The 18,857-nt window shown below is 73.9% G+C and carries 17 protein-coding genes and 1 pseudogene; 13 read left to right on the forward strand and 5 right to left on the reverse strand.

The genetic code is table 11. From position 1 onward, the window contains the following. The first annotated feature begins 344 nt into the window (after positions 1 to 344). The 5 genes from LG395_RS18080 to LG395_RS18100 all read left to right on the forward strand — a co-directional run bounded on the left by LG395_RS18080 (position 345) and on the right by LG395_RS18100 (position 8,671). Positions 345 to 2,528: an RICIN domain-containing protein gene (locus LG395_RS18080; protein ID WP_171150673.1), complete on the forward strand. Its 2,184-nt coding sequence runs from the start codon at positions 345 to 347 to the stop codon at positions 2,526 to 2,528. 95 nt (positions 2,529 to 2,623) lie between these two features. Then, a complete protein-coding gene (locus LG395_RS18085; RefSeq protein WP_225810450.1) occupies positions 2,624 to 3,151 on the forward strand; it encodes a 2Fe-2S iron-sulfur cluster-binding protein in 528 nt (175 codons plus the stop codon). Then, the gene (locus LG395_RS18090; RefSeq protein ID WP_225810451.1) at positions 3,152 to 4,147 is read left to right on the forward strand and encodes an FAD binding domain-containing protein; all 996 of its coding nucleotides are present in this window, start codon (positions 3,152 to 3,154) and stop codon (positions 4,145 to 4,147) included. It abuts the gene before it with no gap. Between the two features lie 22 nt (positions 4,148 to 4,169). Continuing rightward, positions 4,170 to 6,263: a xanthine dehydrogenase family protein molybdopterin-binding subunit gene (locus LG395_RS18095; protein ID WP_225810452.1), complete on the forward strand. Its 2,094-nt coding sequence runs from the start codon at positions 4,170 to 4,172 to the stop codon at positions 6,261 to 6,263. Beyond that, positions 6,260 to 8,671, forward strand: a complete 2,412-nt coding sequence (locus LG395_RS18100) for a glycoside hydrolase family 65 protein (protein WP_225810453.1) — start codon at positions 6,260 to 6,262, stop codon at positions 8,669 to 8,671. Before LG395_RS18095 ends, LG395_RS18100 begins: the two co-directional genes overlap by 4 nt. Positions 8,672 to 8,735: 64 nt before the next feature. Here LG395_RS18100 and LG395_RS18105 read toward each other — a convergent pair whose 3' ends face one another. From LG395_RS18105 to LG395_RS18115, 3 genes and pseudogenes are all read right to left on the reverse strand, one after another. Continuing rightward, positions 8,736 to 9,110, reverse strand: coding sequence for a nucleotide triphosphate diphosphatase NUDT15 (locus LG395_RS18105; protein WP_308071272.1), 375 nt, complete (start codon positions 9,108 to 9,110; stop codon positions 8,736 to 8,738). 319 nt (positions 9,111 to 9,429) lie between these two features. Next, positions 9,430 to 9,594 (reverse strand): annotated as a pseudogene (locus LG395_RS41195) (bifunctional class I SAM-dependent methyltransferase/NUDIX hydrolase); the annotation flags it as partial. 36 nt (positions 9,595 to 9,630) lie between these two features. Further along, the gene (locus tag LG395_RS18115) at positions 9,631 to 9,861 is read right to left on the reverse strand and encodes a class I SAM-dependent methyltransferase (protein ID WP_225810454.1); all 231 of its coding nucleotides are present in this window, start codon (positions 9,859 to 9,861) and stop codon (positions 9,631 to 9,633) included. 144 nt (positions 9,862 to 10,005) lie between these two features. On the opposite strand from LG395_RS18115, the gene LG395_RS18120 reads away from it, so the two are divergent. Further along, positions 10,006 to 10,815, forward strand: coding sequence for a LytR/AlgR family response regulator transcription factor (locus LG395_RS18120; RefSeq protein ID WP_225810455.1), 810 nt, complete (start codon positions 10,006 to 10,008; stop codon positions 10,813 to 10,815). A 57-nt stretch (positions 10,816 to 10,872) separates the two neighbouring features. Then, positions 10,873 to 11,373: an SRPBCC domain-containing protein gene (locus LG395_RS18125; protein WP_171150667.1), complete on the forward strand. Its 501-nt coding sequence runs from the start codon at positions 10,873 to 10,875 to the stop codon at positions 11,371 to 11,373. A gap of 16 nt (positions 11,374 to 11,389) precedes the next feature. Here LG395_RS18125 and LG395_RS18130 read toward each other — a convergent pair whose 3' ends face one another. Further along, a complete protein-coding gene (locus tag LG395_RS18130) occupies positions 11,390 to 12,493 on the reverse strand; it encodes a winged helix DNA-binding domain-containing protein (RefSeq protein WP_225810456.1) in 1,104 nt (367 codons plus the stop codon). Between the two features lie 268 nt (positions 12,494 to 12,761). Between LG395_RS18130 and LG395_RS18135 the strand changes: the two genes are divergently transcribed. The 5 genes from LG395_RS18135 to LG395_RS18155 all read left to right on the forward strand — a co-directional run bounded on the left by LG395_RS18135 (position 12,762) and on the right by LG395_RS18155 (position 16,277). Further along, entirely contained in the window at positions 12,762 to 13,463 is a 702-nt protein-coding gene (locus LG395_RS18135; RefSeq protein WP_225810457.1) for a cysteine hydrolase family protein, read from the forward strand. Positions 13,464 to 13,465: 2 nt separating this feature from the next. Further along, complete coding sequence (locus LG395_RS18140) at positions 13,466 to 14,218, forward strand: SDR family oxidoreductase (RefSeq protein ID WP_225810649.1); 753 nt, start codon at positions 13,466 to 13,468, stop codon at positions 14,216 to 14,218. A gap of 24 nt (positions 14,219 to 14,242) precedes the next feature. Continuing rightward, positions 14,243 to 14,860, forward strand: coding sequence for a VOC family protein (locus LG395_RS18145; protein ID WP_308071273.1), 618 nt, complete (start codon positions 14,243 to 14,245; stop codon positions 14,858 to 14,860). Between the two features lie 218 nt (positions 14,861 to 15,078). Next, positions 15,079 to 15,531, forward strand: coding sequence for a MarR family winged helix-turn-helix transcriptional regulator (locus LG395_RS18150; RefSeq protein WP_171150663.1), 453 nt, complete (start codon positions 15,079 to 15,081; stop codon positions 15,529 to 15,531). A 287-nt stretch (positions 15,532 to 15,818) separates the two neighbouring features. Continuing rightward, positions 15,819 to 16,277 (forward strand): pyridoxamine 5'-phosphate oxidase family protein, encoded by a 459-nt coding sequence (locus tag LG395_RS18155; protein WP_225810458.1) that lies wholly within the window; start codon positions 15,819 to 15,821, stop codon positions 16,275 to 16,277. Positions 16,278 to 16,319: 42 nt separating this feature from the next. On the opposite strand, the gene LG395_RS18160 is transcribed toward LG395_RS18155, so the two are convergent. Next, positions 16,320 to 17,540: a metallophosphoesterase gene (locus tag LG395_RS18160; RefSeq protein WP_171150661.1), complete on the reverse strand. Its 1,221-nt coding sequence runs from the start codon at positions 17,538 to 17,540 to the stop codon at positions 16,320 to 16,322. A gap of 636 nt (positions 17,541 to 18,176) precedes the next feature. Here LG395_RS18160 and LG395_RS18170 point away from each other — a divergent pair. Next, entirely contained in the window at positions 18,177 to 18,842 is a 666-nt protein-coding gene (locus LG395_RS18170) for a hemerythrin domain-containing protein (protein ID WP_171150660.1), read from the forward strand. Positions 18,843 to 18,857: the final 15 nt, after the last annotated feature.

Below are 18,857 nucleotides of genomic sequence, written 5' to 3' on the forward strand. Positions count from 1 at the left end.
CGTCATGCCGTCCTCGGCCTCCGACGCGGCCAGGCCCCGGCGTCGCACCGCTCTCGGCCTCCGAAGCCGCCTGGCAGACCGCCGCCTACGCGCCCCGGTCCAGGGCCGCCGGCCCCGCCCGATCCGCCGCTCCTCGGCGCCTCCGCTTCCTCCCCCGTGCGCCCGGCCCCACCGGCACCCGCCGGCGTCCCGGTGTCCGGCCGGGTTTCCCGTTCCCCCTCTTGACGCCAGTGGTCCGTACCTTTAGTTTCACGCCTTAAACAAAGCCCCGCAGGTCCCAACGGCCGAATGTCCCCCGGCTGTTGGGTCTGCGGTCCCCCCACCCCGAAAGGCCACCCGCCCACATGGCCAGACCCCTCCCGGCGGCGGGCACGCTCGCCGCCCTGTCCCTCGCCGCCACTCTGCTCACGGCGGCACCGGCGCCCGCCGCCACGGCCGGGGCCGCCGCCCTGCCCACGGGCTTCGCCACGGTCGTGAACGCCGCGAGCGGCAGGTGTCTGGACGCCAAGGCCGCCGCCACCGCCAACGGCACCGCCGTGCAGCAGTACGCCTGCAACGGCACGACGGCCCAGCAGTGGAGCTTCACCGACGCCGGCGGCGGCTACGTCCGCATCAACAACCGCAACGACACCAACCAGGTGGCCGACGTCGCCGACGTCTCCACGGCCGACAACGCGCCCGTCCACCTGTGGAGTTACGGCGGCGGCACCAACCAGCAGTGGCTCCCCGTGGACGACGGCGGCGGCGCCTTCCACTTCGTCAACCGCAACAGCGGCAAGTGCCTGGACGACCCCGGCGCCTCGCTCGCCGACAGCGTGCAGTTCGTGCAGTACACCTGCAACGGCACCGCCGCCCAGCGCTTCCAGGTGGTCCCCGTGACCCAGTCGGCGAGCGACCCCGACCTCGGCCCCAATGTCGTCGTCTTCGACCCGTCGATGTCCTCCTCGGCCATCCAGGGCAAGCTGGACACGATCTTCAAGCAGCAGGAGACCAACCAGTTCGGCTCCCAGCGCTACGCCGTCCTCTTCAAGCCCGGCGCCTACAACGCCAACGTCAACGTCGGCTTCTACACCCAGGTGCTCGGCCTCGGCCTGAGCCCGGACGCGGTGACGGTCAACGGCGCGGTGCACGCCGAGGCCGACTGGTTCCAGGGCAACGCCACCCAGAACTTCTGGCGCGGCGCCGAGAACCTGTCCGTCAACCCCACCGGCGGCGGCGACCGCTGGGCGGTCTCGCAGGCGGCGGCCTACCGCCGGATGCACCTGCGCGGCAACCTCGCGCTGGACGACGGCGGCTGGTCCTCCGGCGGCTACCTCGCCGACAGCAAGGTCGACGGACAGGTCAACTCCGGTTCGCAGCAGCAGTGGCTGACCCGCAACTCCCAGCTCGGCAGCTGGACCGGCTCCAACTGGAACATGGTGTTCGTCGGCAGCCAGGGCGTCCCGGCCACCAGCTTCCCGAACCCGCCGTACACCACCGTCGCGCAGAGCCCGGTCACCCGGGAGAAGCCGTTCCTGTACGTCGACGGCTCCGGGAACTACCAGGTGTTCGTGCCGTCCGTGCGCACCGGTTCCACCGCGACGAGCTGGGCCGGCGGCAGTCCGGCCGGCAGCTCGCTGCCGCTGAGCCAGTTCTACGTCGTCAAGCCCGGCGCCACCGCCGCACAGATCAACGCGGCCCTGGCGGCAGGCCAGAACCTGCTGGTCACGCCCGGCGTCTACCACCTCGACCAGACCCTGAAGGTGACCCGCCCGGACACGGTCGTCCTCGGCCTCGGCCTCGCCACCTTCGTCCCGGACAACGGCGTCACCGCGATGTCCGTCGCCGACGTCGACGGCGTGAAGATCGCGGGCCTGCTCTTCGACGCCGGCACCACCAGCTCCAAGACCCTGGTCGAGGTCGGGCCGGCGGGCTCCACCGCCTCCCACGCGGCCGACCCGACCTCCCTGCACGACGTGTACTTCCGCGTCGGCGGCGCGGGCGTCGGCAAGGCCGCGACCAGCCTCGTCGTCAACAGTGACAATGTCATCGGCGACCACATGTGGATCTGGCGCGCCGACCACGGCAGCGGCGTCGGCTGGACCAGCAACACCGCCGACACCGGCCTGGTGGTCAACGGGGACGACGTCACCATGTACGGGCTGTTCGTGGAGCACTTCCAGAAGTACCAGACCGTCTGGAACGGCAACGGCGGCCGCACCTACTTCTTCCAGAACGAGATGCCGTACGACCCGCCGAACCAGGCCGCCTGGATGAACGGCTCCACGCAGGGCTACGCCGCCTACAAGGTCGCCGACTCGGTCACCAGCCACCAGGCGTACGGCCTCGGCAGCTACTGCTACTTCAACGTCAACCCGAGCGTGACGGCCGCCCGCGCCATCGAGGCACCGGACAACCCGAACGTCCGCTTCACCAGCATGGTGACCGTCTCCCTCGGCGGCACCGGCACCATCAGCCACGTCATCAACAACACCGGAGGTCCGTCCAACGCGACGACCAACGTCGCGAACCTCGTCCGCTACCCGTGAGCGAAGGAGATGACCTTCCGGACGTGTGAGCCCCGCGTGTCCTGGATACGCGGTGTGCACGGCTCCACCGTCCGTCCGGAAGGTCATCCCCCGCCATGACCAGCGCATCCCACCACTCCGAGGTCACCCTGCGGGTCAACGGCAAACCGCACACCCTGCGCGTCGACCACCGGCGCGTACTGCTGGACCTGCTGCGTGAGGACCTGGACCTCACCGGCTCCAAGAAGGGCTGCGACCACGGCCAGTGCGGTGCCTGCACCGTGCTGGTCGACGGGCGCCGCCAGAACAGCTGTCTGCTCCTCGCCGTCACCCTCGACGGCAGCGAGATCACGACCGTCGAGGGCCTGGGCGGTGACCGCGAGGAACCGCACCCGCTCCAGCGGGCCTTCCTGGACCGCGACGCCTTCCAGTGCGGCTACTGCACCCCCGGCCAGCTCTGCTCCGCCGTGGGCATGCTCGCCGAGGCCGCGGCCGGCCACCCCTCCCACGTCACCGACCCGGCGGCCCCCGCCGACGGACCCGTACCGCTGGACCGGTCCGAGATCCGCGAACGGATGAGCGGCAACCTGTGCCGCTGCGGCGCCTATCCCCGCATCGTCGAGGCGATCGAGGACGTGATCTGAGTGAACGGCTTCGGATACCTCAGGCCCGGCAGCGTCCAAGAGGCCGTCGAGGCCTACGCCGCCCAGCCCGGCGCCCGCTATCTGGCCGGCGGCACCAACCTGGTCGACCTGCTGAAACTCGGCGTGGAGCGGCCCGCCCTCCTCATCGACATCGGCCGGCTGCCGCTGGACCGCATCCAGGAGCTGCCCGACGGCTCCCTGCGCGTCGGCGCCACCGTCCGCAACAGCGACCTCGCCGCCGACCCGCGCGTCCGTGAACGCTGGCCCGCCCTGTCCCAGGCACTCCTCGCCGGCGCCTCCGCGCAACTGCGCAACGCCGCCACCACCGGAGGCAACCTGCTCCAGCGCACCCGCTGCCCCTACTTCCAGGACCTGGACAAACCCTGCAACAAACGGGAGCCGGGCAGCGGCTGCGGCGCCCGGGACGGCGTCCACCGCGACCACGCCGTCCTCGGCCACTCCCCGCACTGCATCGCCACCCACCCCTCCGACATGGCCGTCGCCCTCGCCGCCCTCGACGCCCAGGTCGAGCTGTACGGCACCGACGGCACCCGGCGCCTGCCGGTGGCCGACTTCCACCGGCTGCCCGGGGAGCACCCCGAGCGCGACACCTGGATCCGCCCCGGCGAGCTCGTCACCGGCGTGCTGCTCCCGGCGGCCACCGCCGGCGCCCCGTCCGCCTACCGCAAGGCCCGGGACCGGGCGTCGTACGCCTTCGCACTCGCCTCCGTGGCCGTCCTGCTGCGGGTCGTAGACGGCGTCGTCGACCAGGTGGGCGTCGCCTTCGGCGGGCTCGCCCACCGGCCCTGGCGGGCCCGGCACACCGAGCTGGCGCTGCTGGGCGCCCCCGCCACCCCGGCCGCCTTCGAAGGAGCCGTGGCCCTCGAACTCGCGCACGCCGAGCCGCTGCGGGACAACGCCTACAAGGTGTCCCTCGCCGGCAACCTCGCCCTGGACGTCCTGAACCGTCTCGCCCCGGCCCCGGCAGTGGCCTGACCCTCACCAGACCGGAGGACCCATGACCGGCACGACCGGCACCGCCCTGGGCGCCCCCGCCGAGCGCAGGGAAGGGCGCCAGAAGGTCACCGGCGCCGCCCGCTACGCCGCCGAGTACACCCTGCCGGGCCGCGCCCACGCCTGGCCCGTGCCCGCAGCGGTCACCCGCGGCCGGGTCACCGCCGTCGACACCTCGGCCGCCCTCGCCCTGCCCGGCGTCCTCGCCGTCCTCACCCCCTTCGACGCGCCCCGGCTCGCCGAGCCCGAGGACGGCACGCTCGCCGTGCTGCAGAACCCCGACGTGCCGCACCGGGGCTGGTGCGTGGCCCTGGCCGTCGCCGAGACCCTGGAGACCGCCCGCGCCGCCGCCCGCGCCGTCCGCGTCACCTACGCCACCGCGCCCCACGACACCGGCCCCGCCGAGGGCCACCCGGACGCCTACGAACCAGAGGAGGCGGGGGGCCAGCCCGGACGGCTCGAACACGGCGACCCCGAGGCCGCCTACGCCGCTGCCGAGGTGCGCGTCGACGTCACCTACCGGGTGCCGCCGCTGCACAACCACCCGATGGAGCCGCACGCCAGCACCGCCCACTGGGACGGCGACCGGCTCACCGCGTACACCTCCAGCCAGGGCGGTACGACCGTGCGGTCCGTCCTCGCCCGGCTGTTCCGGCTGCCCGAGGAGCGGATCACCGTCGTCGCTGAGCACGTCGGCGGCGGCTTCGGCTCCAAGGGCACCCCGCGCCCGGACGTCGTCCTCGCCGCGCTCGCCGCCCGCCACACCGGCCGGCCCGTCACCGTGGCCTACCCCCGCCGCTACCTGCCCACCACTGTCGGCCACCGCGCCCCGACCGTGCAGCGGCTGCGGCTCGGCGCGCACCCGGACGGCCGGCTCACCGCCCTGCTGCACGACGTGACCACCCACACCTCGCGCGTGAAGGAGTTCGTGGAGTACGCCGGGGTGGTCTCCCGCGTCATGTACGCCACCCCGAACCTGCGCAGCGCCCACCACGTGGCGCCGCTGGACGTGCCCAGCCCGTCCTGGATGCGGGCCCCCGGCGAGTCACCCGGCATGTACGCCCTGGAGTCCGCCATGGACGAACTGGCCGACGTGCTCGGCATGGACCCGGTGGAGCTGCGCGTGCGCAACGAACCGGACCGGGAACCGGGCAGCGGCAAGCCGTTCAGCAGCCGGCACGTCGTGGAGTGCCTGCGCGAGGGCGCCCGCCGCTTCGGCTGGGCCGGCCGGGACCCGCGCCCCGGCATCCGCCGCGAGGGCCCGCTGCTGATCGGCACCGGCGTGGCCGCCGCCACCTACCCCGTGCAGACCGCCCCGTCCACCGCCACCGCCGAGGCCCGGCCCGACGGCACCTTCGTCATCCGGGTCAACGCCGCCGACATCGGCACCGGAGCCCGTACCGTCCTCGCCCAGATCGCCGCCGACGCCCTCGGCGTCCCCCTGGAGCGGGTGCGCACCGAGATCGGCCACAGCGATCTGCCGCCGGCCCCGCTGGCCGGGGGCTCCATGGGCACCGCCTCCTGGGGCTGGGCCGTGCACGAGGCGTGCACCCGGCTCGCCGCGGAGCCCGCCCCGCCGTCCGGCGAGCGCCACGTCGTCCGCGCCGACACCACCGGGACGGCCGACGCCGAGAGCCCCTACGCGCGGCACGCGTTCGGCGCGCACTTCGCCGAGGTCGCCGTCGACACCGTCACCGGCGAGATCCGGGTGCGCCGGCTGCTCGGCGTCTTCGCCGCCGGGCGGATCCTCAACGCCCGCACCGCACGCTCCCAGTTCACCGGCGCCATGGTCATGGGCCTCGGCATGGCCCTCACCGAGCACAGCACCCTGGACGCGGCCTTCGGCGACTTCCCCGAGTCCGACCTCGCCTCCTACCACGTGCCCGTCCACGCCGACGTCCCCGCCATCGAGGCCGACTGGATCGACGAACACGACACCCACCTCAACCCCATGGGCAGCAAGGGCATCGGCGAGATCGGCATCGTCGGCACCGCCGCCGCCCTCGGCAACGCCGTCCACCACGCCACCGGCATCCGCTTCCGCACCCTCCCCCTCACCCCCGACCGGATCCTCGCCGGCCTGCTGTCCGAGGGGTGACGGTGACGGGACCCGCGTGGGAGCACCCCTGGGAGTACCCCTGGGAGTACGTCTGGGAGTACGACGGCTACCGGCCGGCGGAGGAGCGCCTGCGGGAGTCGCTGTGCACCCTCGGCAACGGCTACTTCGCCACCCGCGGGGCGCTGCCCGAGTGCGTCGCGGACGACGTGCACTACCCGGGCACCTACGCGGCCGGCTGCTACAACCGGCTTACCTCCGAGGTCGCCGGGCGCCGCGTCGAGAACGAGGACATGGTCAACCTGCCCAACTGGCTGCCGTTGCGCTTCCGGCCCGCGGGCGGCGACTGGTTCACCCCGGACACCGTGCCCGTCACCGAGCACCACCAGGTGCTCCACCTCGACCCCGGTCTGCTGGAACGCCGTACCCGCTACCCGGTCGGCCCCGACGCCACGCTCCTCGTGCGCCAGGTACGCCTGGTCCATCTGGCCGACCCTCATCTCGCGGCCCTGCGGACCGAGTTCACCGCCGAGGGCCACACCGTCGAGCTGGACGTCGAGGCCGCGCTCGACGGACGCGTCACCAACTCCGGCGTAGCCCGCTACCGGGACCTGGACGGCCGGCACCTCAGCCGCATCGAGGCCGGCACCGGCGCACCCGGCACCGTCTGGCTGCGCTGCCGCACCCGGACCTCCGACATCAGCGTCGGACTGGCCGCCCGGCTGACCGCCGGGGTGCCGGTCACCCACGCCAACGAGGCCCACCGCGCCGTCCAGCGGCTCCGGTTGTCCCTGCCGCCCGGCCGGACCGCCACCGTCGACAAGACCGTCGCCCTGCACACCTCCCGCGACCCGGCCATCGGCGACCCGCTGCGCGCGGCCGTGGACCGGGCCGACGCCGCCCCCGGCTTCGACGAACTGCGCGAGACCCACCACGCCACCTGGGAGCAGCTGTGGCGACGCACCGCGCTCGACGTGCCCGGCGAGGCGGGCAGCATCCTGCGCCTGCACCTGTTCCACGTCCTGCAGACCCTCTCCCCGCACACCGCCGACCTGGACGTCGGCGTCCCCGCCCGCGGCCTGCACGGCGAGGCCTACCGCGGGCACGTCTTCTGGGACGAACTCTTCGTCCTGCCCTACCTGAACCTCCACCTCCCCGAGGTCTCCCGCGCCCTGCTCCGCTACCGCCACCGCCGCCTGGACGCCGCCTGCCACGCGGCCCGGGACCTCGGCCGGGGCGGCGCGCTCTACCCCTGGCAGAGCGGCAGCGACGGCCGCGAGGAGACCCAGCAGCTGCACCTCAACCCGCGGTCCGGCCACTGGCTGCCGGATCACTCCCGGCTCCAGCACCACGTCGGCTCGGCCGTGGCCTACAACGTCTGGCAGTACTGCGAGGCGACCGGCGACATCGAGTTCCTGCACGGCGAGGGCGCCGAGGTGCTCCTCCAGATCGCCCGCTTCTGGGGGCAGTCGGCGACCTGGGACGACCACCTCGGCCGCTACCGCATCCGGGGCGTGGTCGGCCCCGACGAGTACCACGACGCCTACCCCGGCGCGGCCCGTCCCGGCCTGGACGACAACGCGTACACCAACGTCACCGCCGCCTGGGTGCTCACCCGCGCCCTGGAACTGCTGCACGGCCTGCCCGAGCCGCGCCGCCGGGAACTCACCGAGCTGACCGGCCTCGGCGAGGACGAACCCGGCCGCTGGACGGAGGTCTCGCGCCGCCTGCACGTCCCCTTCCACGACGGGGTGATCAGCCAGTTCGACGGCTACGGCGACCTCGCCGAACTGGACTGGCCCGGCTACCGCAGGCGGTACGACGACATCCGGCGCCTGGACCGCATCCTGGAGGCGGAGGGCGACACCGTCAACCGCTACAAGGCGTCCAAGCAGGCCGACGTGCTGATGCTGGGCTACCTGTTCTCCCCGCTCGAACTGCGCCGCCTGTTCGCTCAGTTGGGGTACCACCTGGACGAGCACGTCTGGCTCGCGACCGTGGACCACTACCTGCACCGCACCAGTCACGGCTCCACCCTCAGCGGCCTGGTGCACGGCTGGATACTGGCCCGCGCCCGCCGCTCCGACGCCTGGAGCTTCGTCCAGGAGGCGCTGCGCGGCGACATCGCCGACCTCCAGGGCGGCACCACCGGCGAGGGCATCCACCTCGGGGCGATGGCCGGCACGCTCGACCTCGTCCAGCGCGGACTGACCGGCCTGGAGACCCGCTCCGGCGGCCTGGGCCTCGACCCGGTGCCCCTGCCCGAGCTGTCCTCCTACGGCTTCGGCATCCGCTACCGCGGCCACTGGGGCGTCCGCCTGCGCCTGCGCAGCGGCCTGCTGGAGATCGCCGTACCGGACTCCGGCCGCTCGCCCATCGACCTCCGCCTGCACGACCGCGTGGTACCGGTGGGACCGGGCGAAACGGCCCGCCTGGTGCTACCGGACTGACCCCGCCGGCCGGCGCCCCCGTACCCGGGCCCTGCCGCGGTCCCGCGTCGGTGCCGCCGTGGCGTCAGTACCGCGTGACCGGATAGCGGTGCACCGGCGGCAGGCCGGGCAGCAGTCCCGGCCACACCGTGTCCAGGACGTGCGCGCTCGGTGTGAACAGCGGACGGGTGAGGCAGGGGAGGTCGGCCGGCTCGTGCCACTCCCAGCGGCGGATCAGCCGCGGCTCGGTGACGACCGGCTCGCCGGTGAACGCCGTGACCTGGACGGCGGCCGTCACCCGGGGCATGCCGTCCACCGAGTCCATCAGGACCGCCCGCACCCGCGCGCCGGCGGGGCCGGCCTTCAGGGACGTCTCCTCCTCCAGCTCCCGCACGGCCGCCGCGGCGAAGTCCTCGCCGGGCTCGTTCTTGCCGCCGGGCAGCTCCCACCTGCCCCGCACCGGCCAGCCCGGCAGCACCCGTCCCGCCGCGTCCGTGACGACGACACCGGCACCGGTCAGCGCGTGCGCGGCCGGCCGGCCCTTGCCGGCGCGGACCGGAGCGGCGGGGGCGGGGCCGCGCAGGGCGAGCAGGGCCAGGCCGTCGGCGTCGTACCGCCCGGCGGACTCCCGGCCCCGCGCACAGCAGCCCGATCTCCTCCTCGTCCAGCGCCACGCCCCGCTCGCGCTCCGGTACGGCGCCCGCCACCGGGGTGATCACGCAGAGCGCGCCGCCGGGACGCAGCCGCTCCCGCAGCCGGCCGAGCACCCGGGTGCGGTCGCGGACGAACGCCCAGCCGAGCCGGACGGTGATCAAGTCGTACGCGTCGTGCGGGAGGTCGTCCAGACCGTCCCGTTCGACGTCCAGTTGCCGGTAGGTCACCCCGGTCCCGCCGGCCTCCCGGGGCTTGGCGAGCGCGACGGCGGACAGGTCCACGGCGTCCACCCGGTACCCGGACGCGGCCAGGGTCTTTCGTTTGGATCAGGCCGGATCGGGGAGCGGTGCCAGGGCCCGCGAGCCCGGCATGATCCGAACGACAGGCCCTCGGTGCCGGGCGAGTTCACCGAGCCCGCAGCCGACGTCCAGGCAGCGCCCGCCCGCCGGCGCCGGTACGTGCTCGGCGAGCAGCCGACGCCCGGCGGGGCCCGGCGGCCGGAACCGGCCCCCGCGCGCGTGGTGCGCGTCCCGCTCCTCGGCTCGCCGCTGTGCCACCGGGCCTCCTCATGACGGTCGATACGCGGACAAGGGGATCATGGCCTGGTCACGGCCGGGACACACCACCGTCCGCGATCTCGACGGCGCCCCTCGGCGGGACCACCATGGGAGGGCGGTCGAGGACGAGAGGAGCCGCCGCACATGAGGGTGACCGACGCGCCCTTGCGCGTCCTGGCCGTGGACGACGAGGAACCCGCGCTCGAAGAACTGCTCTACCTGCTGGGCAAGGACCCGCGGGTCGGCACCGCCGTGCCCGCCCTGGAGGCCACCGAGGCGCTGCGCCGGCTGAGCCGGACCATGGCGGAGGGCCCGGACGGCACGGAGGGCTTCGACGTCGTCTTCCTCGACATCGACATGCCCGGCCTCAGCGGCCTCGAACTCGCCCGGCTGCTGGCCGGGTTCGCCGCTCCGCCGCTCGTCGTCTTCGTCACCGCCCACGAGGACTTCGCCGTGCGCGCCTTCGACCTGAAGGCGGTGGACTACCTGCTCAAGCCGCTGCGCGAGGAGCGGTTCGCCGAGGCGGTACGACGGGTCGCCGAGCTGGTCCGGGCGGGACAGGGTCCCCGCCCGGCCGCCCCGGCGCCGCCCGCGCCCGCGGCACCCGCCGCCGGCGACCAGGTGCCCGTGGAACTGGGCGGGGTGACCCGGTTCGTGCCCCTCGCCGACATCACCCACGTCGAGGCGCAGGGCGACTACGCGCGGCTGCACACCGGCCGGGGCAGCCACCTGGTGCGGATACCGCTGTCCACTCTGGAGGAGCAGTGGCGCTCGCGCGGCTTCGTCCGCATCCACCGCAGCCGGCTCGTCGCCCTCGGCCGGATCGAGGAACTCCGCCTGGACGGGGGCAACGTGAGCGTCCGGATCGGCGACCGGGTGCTCGCCGTCAGCCGCCGCAACGCCCGCGAACTCCGCGACCTGCTGGCGGGCCGCGCGACGGGCCGGATGCGCTGAAGACCGCACGGCGGTGCCGTCGCCCGTCCCGGCCGCCGCGCGTGTTAGGTTCGCCGGATGAGTGCCCAACACGGCTCGTTCTCCCTGGACTTGGACTTCACGGTGCCCCGGTCCGAGGTCTTCCGCGGCTTCGCCGACGCGTCCCTGCGGCGCCGCTGGTTCCGCCTCCCCGGCGGCTCCGCCACGGCCCGGCACGAACTGGACTTCCGGGTCGGCGCCGGCGAGACCGCCCGCAACGTCTTCGTCTCCGGAGACACCGAGGAACACCTCGCCTACCGCTCCCGGTTCCTGGACATCGTGCCGGACACCCGGATCGTCTACGTCTACGAGGCCGAGGTCGACGGCAGCCGCCGCTGGATCTCCCTGGTCACCGTCGAACTCGCCGACGAACCCGCCGGCTCCCGCCTGACCTGGACCGAGCAGTACACCTGGCTCGTGCCGACCGGCGACGGCACCCAGGACGCCGCCCACCTCCGCGGCGGCACGCGCCTGCTGCTCAACGGCCTGTCCACGGTCGTCAACCCCGACCGCCACCACGGCCTGCGCGTCCGGTCCTGAGAACCGCCCGCCGGGCTCATCCGGCCGGCGCCACGACCACGTCCCGCCTGGCGACGCCGGGGTCGGTGAACTCAAGGACCCGCTCGGCCTCGGCACGCAGCTCCCGCACGGCCTTCGCGGGCAGCCGCCCGAACGGGGTGAGGGTCAGGGTCACCGCCGTCCTGCGCCGGGTCGTCGCCCAGGTCCCGGCGACGAACCCGTCCCACAGGAAGGACGCCGGCACCCGCAGGTTCCTGGTGATGAGCCGGGGCCGGTGCTCGGCGGGGACGATCCGGCTGCGGTCCTTGTGGGCGAGGACCAGACTGTCGAACTCCGGCAGCAGGCGGACCGGCGCCGGCGTGTCCGGACCGGGGCGCGGCGCGTCGGGGAGGTCGTGGACCACCTGGCCGTCCTCGGTGGTGAACGTGCGCAGCTCCGGGCCGAGCCGCTCGAACACGTCCGCCGCCCTCAGCCAGGCGAACTCGCGCAGGTCGGCGGGGCCGGCCGGGCCGTAGGCGGCCAGGTAGCGGCGGACGAAGTCCTCCGCCGAGCTCTCTTCGGCCGGCTCCGCGCCGAGCCAGGATCCGGCCGTGGTCACCTCGCTTGAGGCGGGGAACGCCCACCGGTCCGCCGTCGGCACCATGACCAGCGGCAGGCGCATGCGCACGTGGTACCCGAGCGCCCGCTCATCGGCGCCGGGGAACTCCCGCCGCATCCGCTCCCGGATCGCCGCGAAGTCCAGCGGCCCGGCGCCGAGGACGCCACGGGCGACGGCCACCAGGCGCTCCTGGTCGATCTCCGGGCCGGCGATCCGCTTGGTGACGCCGGCCGCCGCGGCTGCCAGGGAGGGCTCCACCAGGGCGCGGAAGGCCAGGTAGTCGCGGGCGGTGAGCAGGTGCAAGGTGGCCCGGACATAGGTGGCCCGGACCACCTCCCGCTTCTCCAGGGCCGTGCGCAGGTCGTCAGCGCCGAATCCGGCCAGCCGGTTCCACAGGGCGAGGAACGGCGAACCCGGCTGCTGCGCCTGGAGGGCGAGCAGGTGTTCCACGGCCCCGGCCACGGACATGCGCGCCCGCTCCAGGAGCAACTGCCGGGCCAGGACGGCCCGGTTCAGTGCCCGTCGGCTCAGAACGTCGGTCATGTCGCTCCTCCGGCTCGGGTGACGCTTCCCGCGCCAAACTAGGGCACGGGGGCTTCGCCGGGGGAGCCCGCTCACGGTGACGGACGGTCCCCGGGCGGCCGCCCCCGCGGCCCGCCGCTTTCCGCGGCCGACGCCTCCCCGGTCCGGCCCACCCGCCCGTCGGCGCGGATGCCGTCCGGCGGGACGAGTGACAGACTGGGGATTCCGAGCCGTGGCCCGCGGCAGCCGGCTCGGCATCTGCCTGTGCGCGGCCGGATGGGAACCGTCCATGACTCCTGAGACCTCTGCAGCGCAATACCCCCCGGACCGAACCGCCCTCCTGATCATCGACCCGTACAACGACTTCCTGTCCGAGGGCGGCAAGCTGTGGCCGCGGGGGAGGGAAGTGGTGGAAGGCGTCGGCCTGCTCGGCCACATGCGCACCATGCTCGCCACGGCCCGCGGCCGGGGCTTCCGCGTCTTCATCGTGCCCCATCACCAGACGACGCCGGAGGACTACGTCACGTGGGACCACCTGTCCCCGGCCCAGCAGCGCATCGTCGAGCACCAGATCTTCGCCGCGGGCAGCTGGGGAGCCGAGTGGCACCCCCACTTCCGGCCCCGCGAGGGTGAGTTCGTCACGCTGCGGCACTGGGCTTCGAGCGGTTTCGCGAACACGGACCTGGACCTCCTGCTCAAGCAGCACGACATCCGCAACCTGCTGTTCATCGGCATGCGGGCCAACACCTGCGTGGACACCACCGCACGCTTCGGCCAGGAGCTGGGGTACCACGTGACCCTCGTCCGTGACGCCATCGCCGCCTTCAGCTGGCAGGAGATGACAGCGACGTTCGACATCAACGCCCCGCTGTACGCCCACGCCGTCCTCACCACGGACGAGTTCGTCGCCATCGTGGACGGCGGGAGCGGCGAGGGCGCCGGGCGCGAGGGCGTACGGGAACCGGGCGGAAACGGTGGTGATGCGCGGTGAGCGTGGCCGGGGAAGGAGCGGTCGGGACGCCTGGAAGGCTGGCCGGGCAGACGGTCGTGGTGGTGGGGGGCAGCGCCGGCATCGGCCTGGAGACCGCGCGCCAGGCGCGTGCGGCCGGCGGCGAACTGGTGCTCGTGGCGCGTGACGCCGAACGTCTGCGACGGGCGGCGGACGAACTGGGCCCGCGGAGCACCGCCGCGTTCGACGCCCGGGACACCGACCGTCTGGAGCGGTTCCTCGGTGAGCTGCCCGGGCAGGTCGACCACGTGATGGTCACGGCGGGCAGCCCGTCGTACACCCCCCTCGCCGAACTCGACCTGACCGACGCTGGGCGGGACTTCGGCGGGCGCGTCGCGATGCTGCTCGCGGTGGCACGGGCGAGCCGGGAGAAGGTCAGGGCCGGGGGGACGCTGTTGTTCGTCGGCGGCACCGGTGGCCGCCGGCCCGCCGCCGGGATGGCCGTGACGGGTGCCCTCACCGCCGCGCTGCCCGCGCTGACCGCCAACCTGGCACTGGAGGTCGCCCCCGTCCGGGTCAACCTGATCGCGGCCGGGTTCGTGGACACCCCCCTGTCGGCGTCCCTCCTCGGTGACCGGCTGGAGGCGCGCCGCGAGGAGCTGAGGAGGACGCTGCCCATCGGCCGGGTGGTCGGGCCGGCGGACGTCGCCGCCCTCGCACTGCACCTCATGACCAACGGCGCCGTGACCGGCGCGACGTACGACATCGACGGCGGCCAGCAACTCGTGACCCACTGAGACACCGAGAGGGAAGCACAAGTCATGGACATGAAACTGGAGCTCGTGGTGGTGCCGGTGGCCGACGTCGACCGCGCCAAGGACTTCTACACCGGACTCGGCTGGCGGCTCGACGCGGACTTCGCCCCCGAAGAGAACTTCCGGGTGGTGCAGGTGACGCCTCCCGGTTCCCCGGCGTCGGTCATCTTCGGTTCAGCGGTCACCGACCGGCCCCCGGGCTCGGCCCAGGGCCTGTACCTGGTCGTCGACGACATCGAGGCCGCCCATGAGGAGCTGACGCGGCGCGGGGCCGACCCGGGCGAGGTGTTCCACGACGCCGGCGGGGTCTTCCACCACGCGGGCACCGAGGCCCGGGTGCCCGGCCCCGACCCGAAACGCGGCAGTTACGGCTCCTACCTGACCTTCAGCGACCCGGACGGCAACGGCTGGTTCCTCCAGGAGGTCACCACCCGGCTCCCGGGGCGGCTGGATCCCGCGGTCACCTCGTTCTCCTCGGCCGACGACCTGGCGAGTGCCCTGCGGCGGGCCGCGGCGGCACACGAGGAGCACGAGTCCCGTACCGGCACGAAGGACTCCGACTGGCCCGACTGGTACGCGCGGTACATGGTCAGCCGGCAGGCCGGCACGGAACCGCCCGCCTGAACCCGTCGCGGAACCACCCTTCCCGGACCATTGCCGGCGCGCGCCCGGCCCTGGCCGTGCTCCCGCCGAGGGTGCGCCGCGCGGCGTCTCTCAGCCGGGGCGGAAGCAGCGACGGTCTGCGAGCGCGTGGGGCCACCACCGGCCGGACACCTCCTGTCTGGTGAAAGGGATGTTAGGCGCATATACTCGTAGGCGGATCCCGGTATCCGGAGGAGATCATGACCCGCCCCGAGACAGACACCGTCGAACTGTGCAACAACCTCGCCCTGCGCAAGGCGGCCCGGTACCTCGGTGCCACCTATGACAAGGCGCTCGCACCGACGGGTCTGCGGGCGACGCAGTTCAGCATCCTGCAGAAGCTGAGCACCCAGGAGAAGGTCACCATAACGAGCCTGGCCGAGATGATCGCCATGGACCGCACCACCCTGGCCACCAATCTCAAGCCACTCGCCCGCGAGGGCCTCGTCACGGTCGAACCCTCGCCGACGGACCGCAGGGCGCGCGTCGTCACCCTCACCGAGGACGGCCTCGCCCGGATGAAAGCCGCCCTCCCGTACTGGCGAACCGTGCAGTCCCGGTTCGAGGAGAGCTACGGGCAGGGCGAGGCCGCCCGGCTCCGCGCCGCGCTCGGAGGCGTCCTGGACACCGGGTTCCAGCCCTGGGCCGAGTGAGCGCCGGGTGACAGAGCACAACCCGTCGTGCGCATCGCCGGCGCCGGGGTCCGGCACCCCGTGCTGCCGACGATCGCCGGCGCGTCCCCCGCTCCTCGTCCAGCCCGTCGCTCCTGCGGACGTCGCCCGCGCCGCGCCCACGACCTTCGGCGAGTGACCGGCGGAGCCCGGCCGGTGACCGGGGGAGAGGCGGAAGCCCACCGGTCCTTCCCGCCGCCCATCGGTCGCCGGGAGTAGGTCCCGCGCCCCAGGCGCGCTGCGCGCCCGTCCGGCTAGGGTCGGTCGTCATGGAGACCACGGGACTCGTCCGTCGCGGAACGGCCGAGCGCAGACGCGACGTTCTGCGGCGGCTCGACGCCGAGCGGGACGTATGGGTGTCGACGGCCCACCCTGATCACGGGCCGCACCAGGTGCCGCTGTGGTTCCTGTGGGACGGGCGCGCGGTGTGGATGTGCACCGGCGCGACGTCCGTGACCGCGCGGAACGTCCGCGAAGAGCCGCGCGTGCGCCTGGCGCTGCCGGACACCTTCGACGTGGTGCTCCTCCAGGGTGAAGCGGAGTGCTTCCCGGACCGGGAGGTGGCCGGGGACACGGCGGAGGCGTTCGCGGGCAAGTTCGGGTGGGACCCACGCCGGGAAGAGGGTTCCTTCGTGTACGTACGCGTGGTCCCGAGGACTGTGCGTGCCTGGCGCGGCGAGCCGGAACTGCGCGGGAGAGTCGGCATGCGCGACGGGACATGGCTGTGACGGCGGCCGTCCCTCGCCCAGGGGGTGTCGGCCGGCCCCATGCTACGGCGAGGTGGGCGCGTGCGGGCCGCGGAGCACCAGCAGGGTGATCTCGCTCGGGGCGAAGACGCGGAACGGCGGCCCCCAGAAGCCGGTGCCCCGGCTGGTGTAGAGCAGGGTGCGGGTGCCGTGGTGGCTGAGGCCGGCGAGGGCGGGCTGGTCGAGGCGGACCAGGTGGTGGAAGGGCCAGATCTGGCCGCCGTGGGTGTGGCCGGAGAGCTGGAGGTCGATGCCGGCGGCTGCCGCCCGGTCGACGAACTTGGGCTGGTGTGCCAGGAGCAGGACGGGCAGGCCGGGGTCGGCGCCGTCCAGGGCTCCGGCGAGATGGGCGCGGTGGCCCGCCAGGCCGGAGGACTCGGCGGTGACGTCGTCCACGCCGGCGACCACGAGAGTGTCACCGCCGCGCTCCAGCAGCAGGTGGCGGTTGCGCAGCGGCTCCCAGCCCAGCTCGTCCATCAGGTCGACCCAGCCCTGGGCCTCGCTGTAGTACTCGTGGTTGCCGGTGACGTAGACCCGGGCGTGGGTGGCGCGCACGGTGCCGAGCGGGGTGGCCTGGGCGCGGCGGCGTTCGGCCGTGCCGTCCGCGATGTCACCGGTGTGGCAGACCAGGTCGGCCTCCAGGGAGTTCACCGTCTCGCACACCCGCGCCGACCAGCGGGCGCGGTCGAGGGGGCCGTAGTGGGTGTCGGTGACGAGGACGACGCGCAGGCCGTCCAGCCCGGCACCCAGTCGGGGGAGTCGCACGTCGAGTCGGCGCACGCGCGGTACGCGGCGGGCCTCGGCGTACCCCCAGACGAGCAGTACGGCGGTCACGGCGAGGACGGCCCACGTGACGACACGGGCGCGGTCCTGGCTCTCGCCGGCGCCGGCCAGGGTCAGGGCGAGCCGCAGGAGGACGCCGAGCAGAACGGACCAGGTGAACAGGACCCAGCTGGTGCCCAGCAGGGTGTCACCGACGATCGCCGCCCGGTCCTGCTGACGCCGGCCGTGCCCGCGCACCATCGCGAGCGGCATCCCGACGAGGCCGAGGGCGCACAGGGCGGTGCCGGCCAGAGTGACGGGCAGCGGCCAGTGCTGGCCCGTGTACAGGAGCACCCAGCAGGGCACGGCCCACAGCAGGACGGGGGCGATCAACGGGATGTAGCGCATCAGGCGGTACAGCAGGCTGGGCCGAGTCGCTCGCGCCTCACTCTCGGCGGGCCGGGTTTCGCTGGTGTCGGTCACGCTTCCCCTCCCTGACCGGGCTCCCTCCAGCGCACTGTATCCGGTCGCCCCCGGGCCGGGCGGACCGGCTGTCACGGGAGCGGACCCACGCCGGTGGAGCGGGCCCTGGCCCGGCGGCACGGAACAGGGACAGCCGGGCACCGCGCCACCGTACGCCGACGCCCTGCGGGTCCGTTCGGGGAGGCGCTGCAGCTGTTCGCCGCCGCGGCCCACCACGACCGTCTCACCCGGGAGGCCGAGCGGGCCATGACGGTCACGGTGGACGCGGTGGAGCGCAACTGGGCGCGGCCCGACGCGGGCTTGTGGGAGCTGGAGGACCGGTGGTGGACCCAGTCCCGGCTCAGTGTGGTCGCGGACCTGCGCCGGGCGGCCCAGGTGCTGCCGGCGAGATCCGCCCTCGCCGAGTACGTCCCGGGCACTGCCCTGCGCGTCGACTGCGCGCCGAGCGCGCCCGGGGTTTCCTTTTCTTCCCCCGGCGCGGACGAGAAGCCCGCTTCGACGGACCGGTACCAGGACCAGGCTCAGCCGGCCGGGTGTCGCGCTCACCGCCGGTTGCCGTACCGCAGGCGCCCCGCGCGTGGGTGTGGCAGGCGGGGGTACCCAGGACCGCTGAGACAGCAGTGAGGAGGAACCGACATGGGCACCTTGACGAAGCAGGCCGCGCAGAAGGCGGCGACCGCGCCGCTGCTCGCGGGAAAGGCGACGGCCAAGGCCGCACCGGCCGTTTCCGCCTGGTCCGGGCGGGCGCTGGCAGCCGTAGGCGGCGAGAACGTCGTGGACGTGCTCACCCGCCAGCACCGGCAGATCAAGCTGGGCTTCCTCCGGGCCGCCCTTCCCGGCCCGTGGCGCCGCCGGAACTTCGACCGGCTGATGCGCCTGCTCGCCGTCCACGAGGCCGCCGAGGAGGCGCACGTGCATCCCGTCGCGCGCCGCGCGCTGGACCACGGCCGTGAGCTGGCGGCCCGCCGCCGCGCCGAGGAGAAGCAGGCCAAGGAACTGCTGGTCGCGCTCTGGCGCACAGGACCCCACGGGACCGGATACCTGCGGCGCCTGAACGAGGTCAGGCGCGCGGTCACCCGGCACGCCGCGCGTGAGGAGCGCGAGGAGTTCCAGGCGCTGCGCAAGGCCGTCAGCCTGTCTCGGCTGCGCATGCTGGGCGCCGAGGTGAAGCTGACCCAGGCGTACGCCCCGACCCGGCCGCACCGGTGGGTCAACAACGAGGCCGCGAACAAGCTGGCCGCGCCGATCCTCGGCCCTGTCGACCGGGCCCTGGACGCCCTTCGCCACCGCACCGCCTCGTGACGCGACAGGTCCGTC

It is taken from the genome of Streptomyces spinosus (genome assembly GCF_020400655.1).
GTDB classification, from domain to species: domain Bacteria; phylum Actinomycetota; class Actinomycetes; order Streptomycetales; family Streptomycetaceae; genus Streptomyces; species Streptomyces argyrophylli.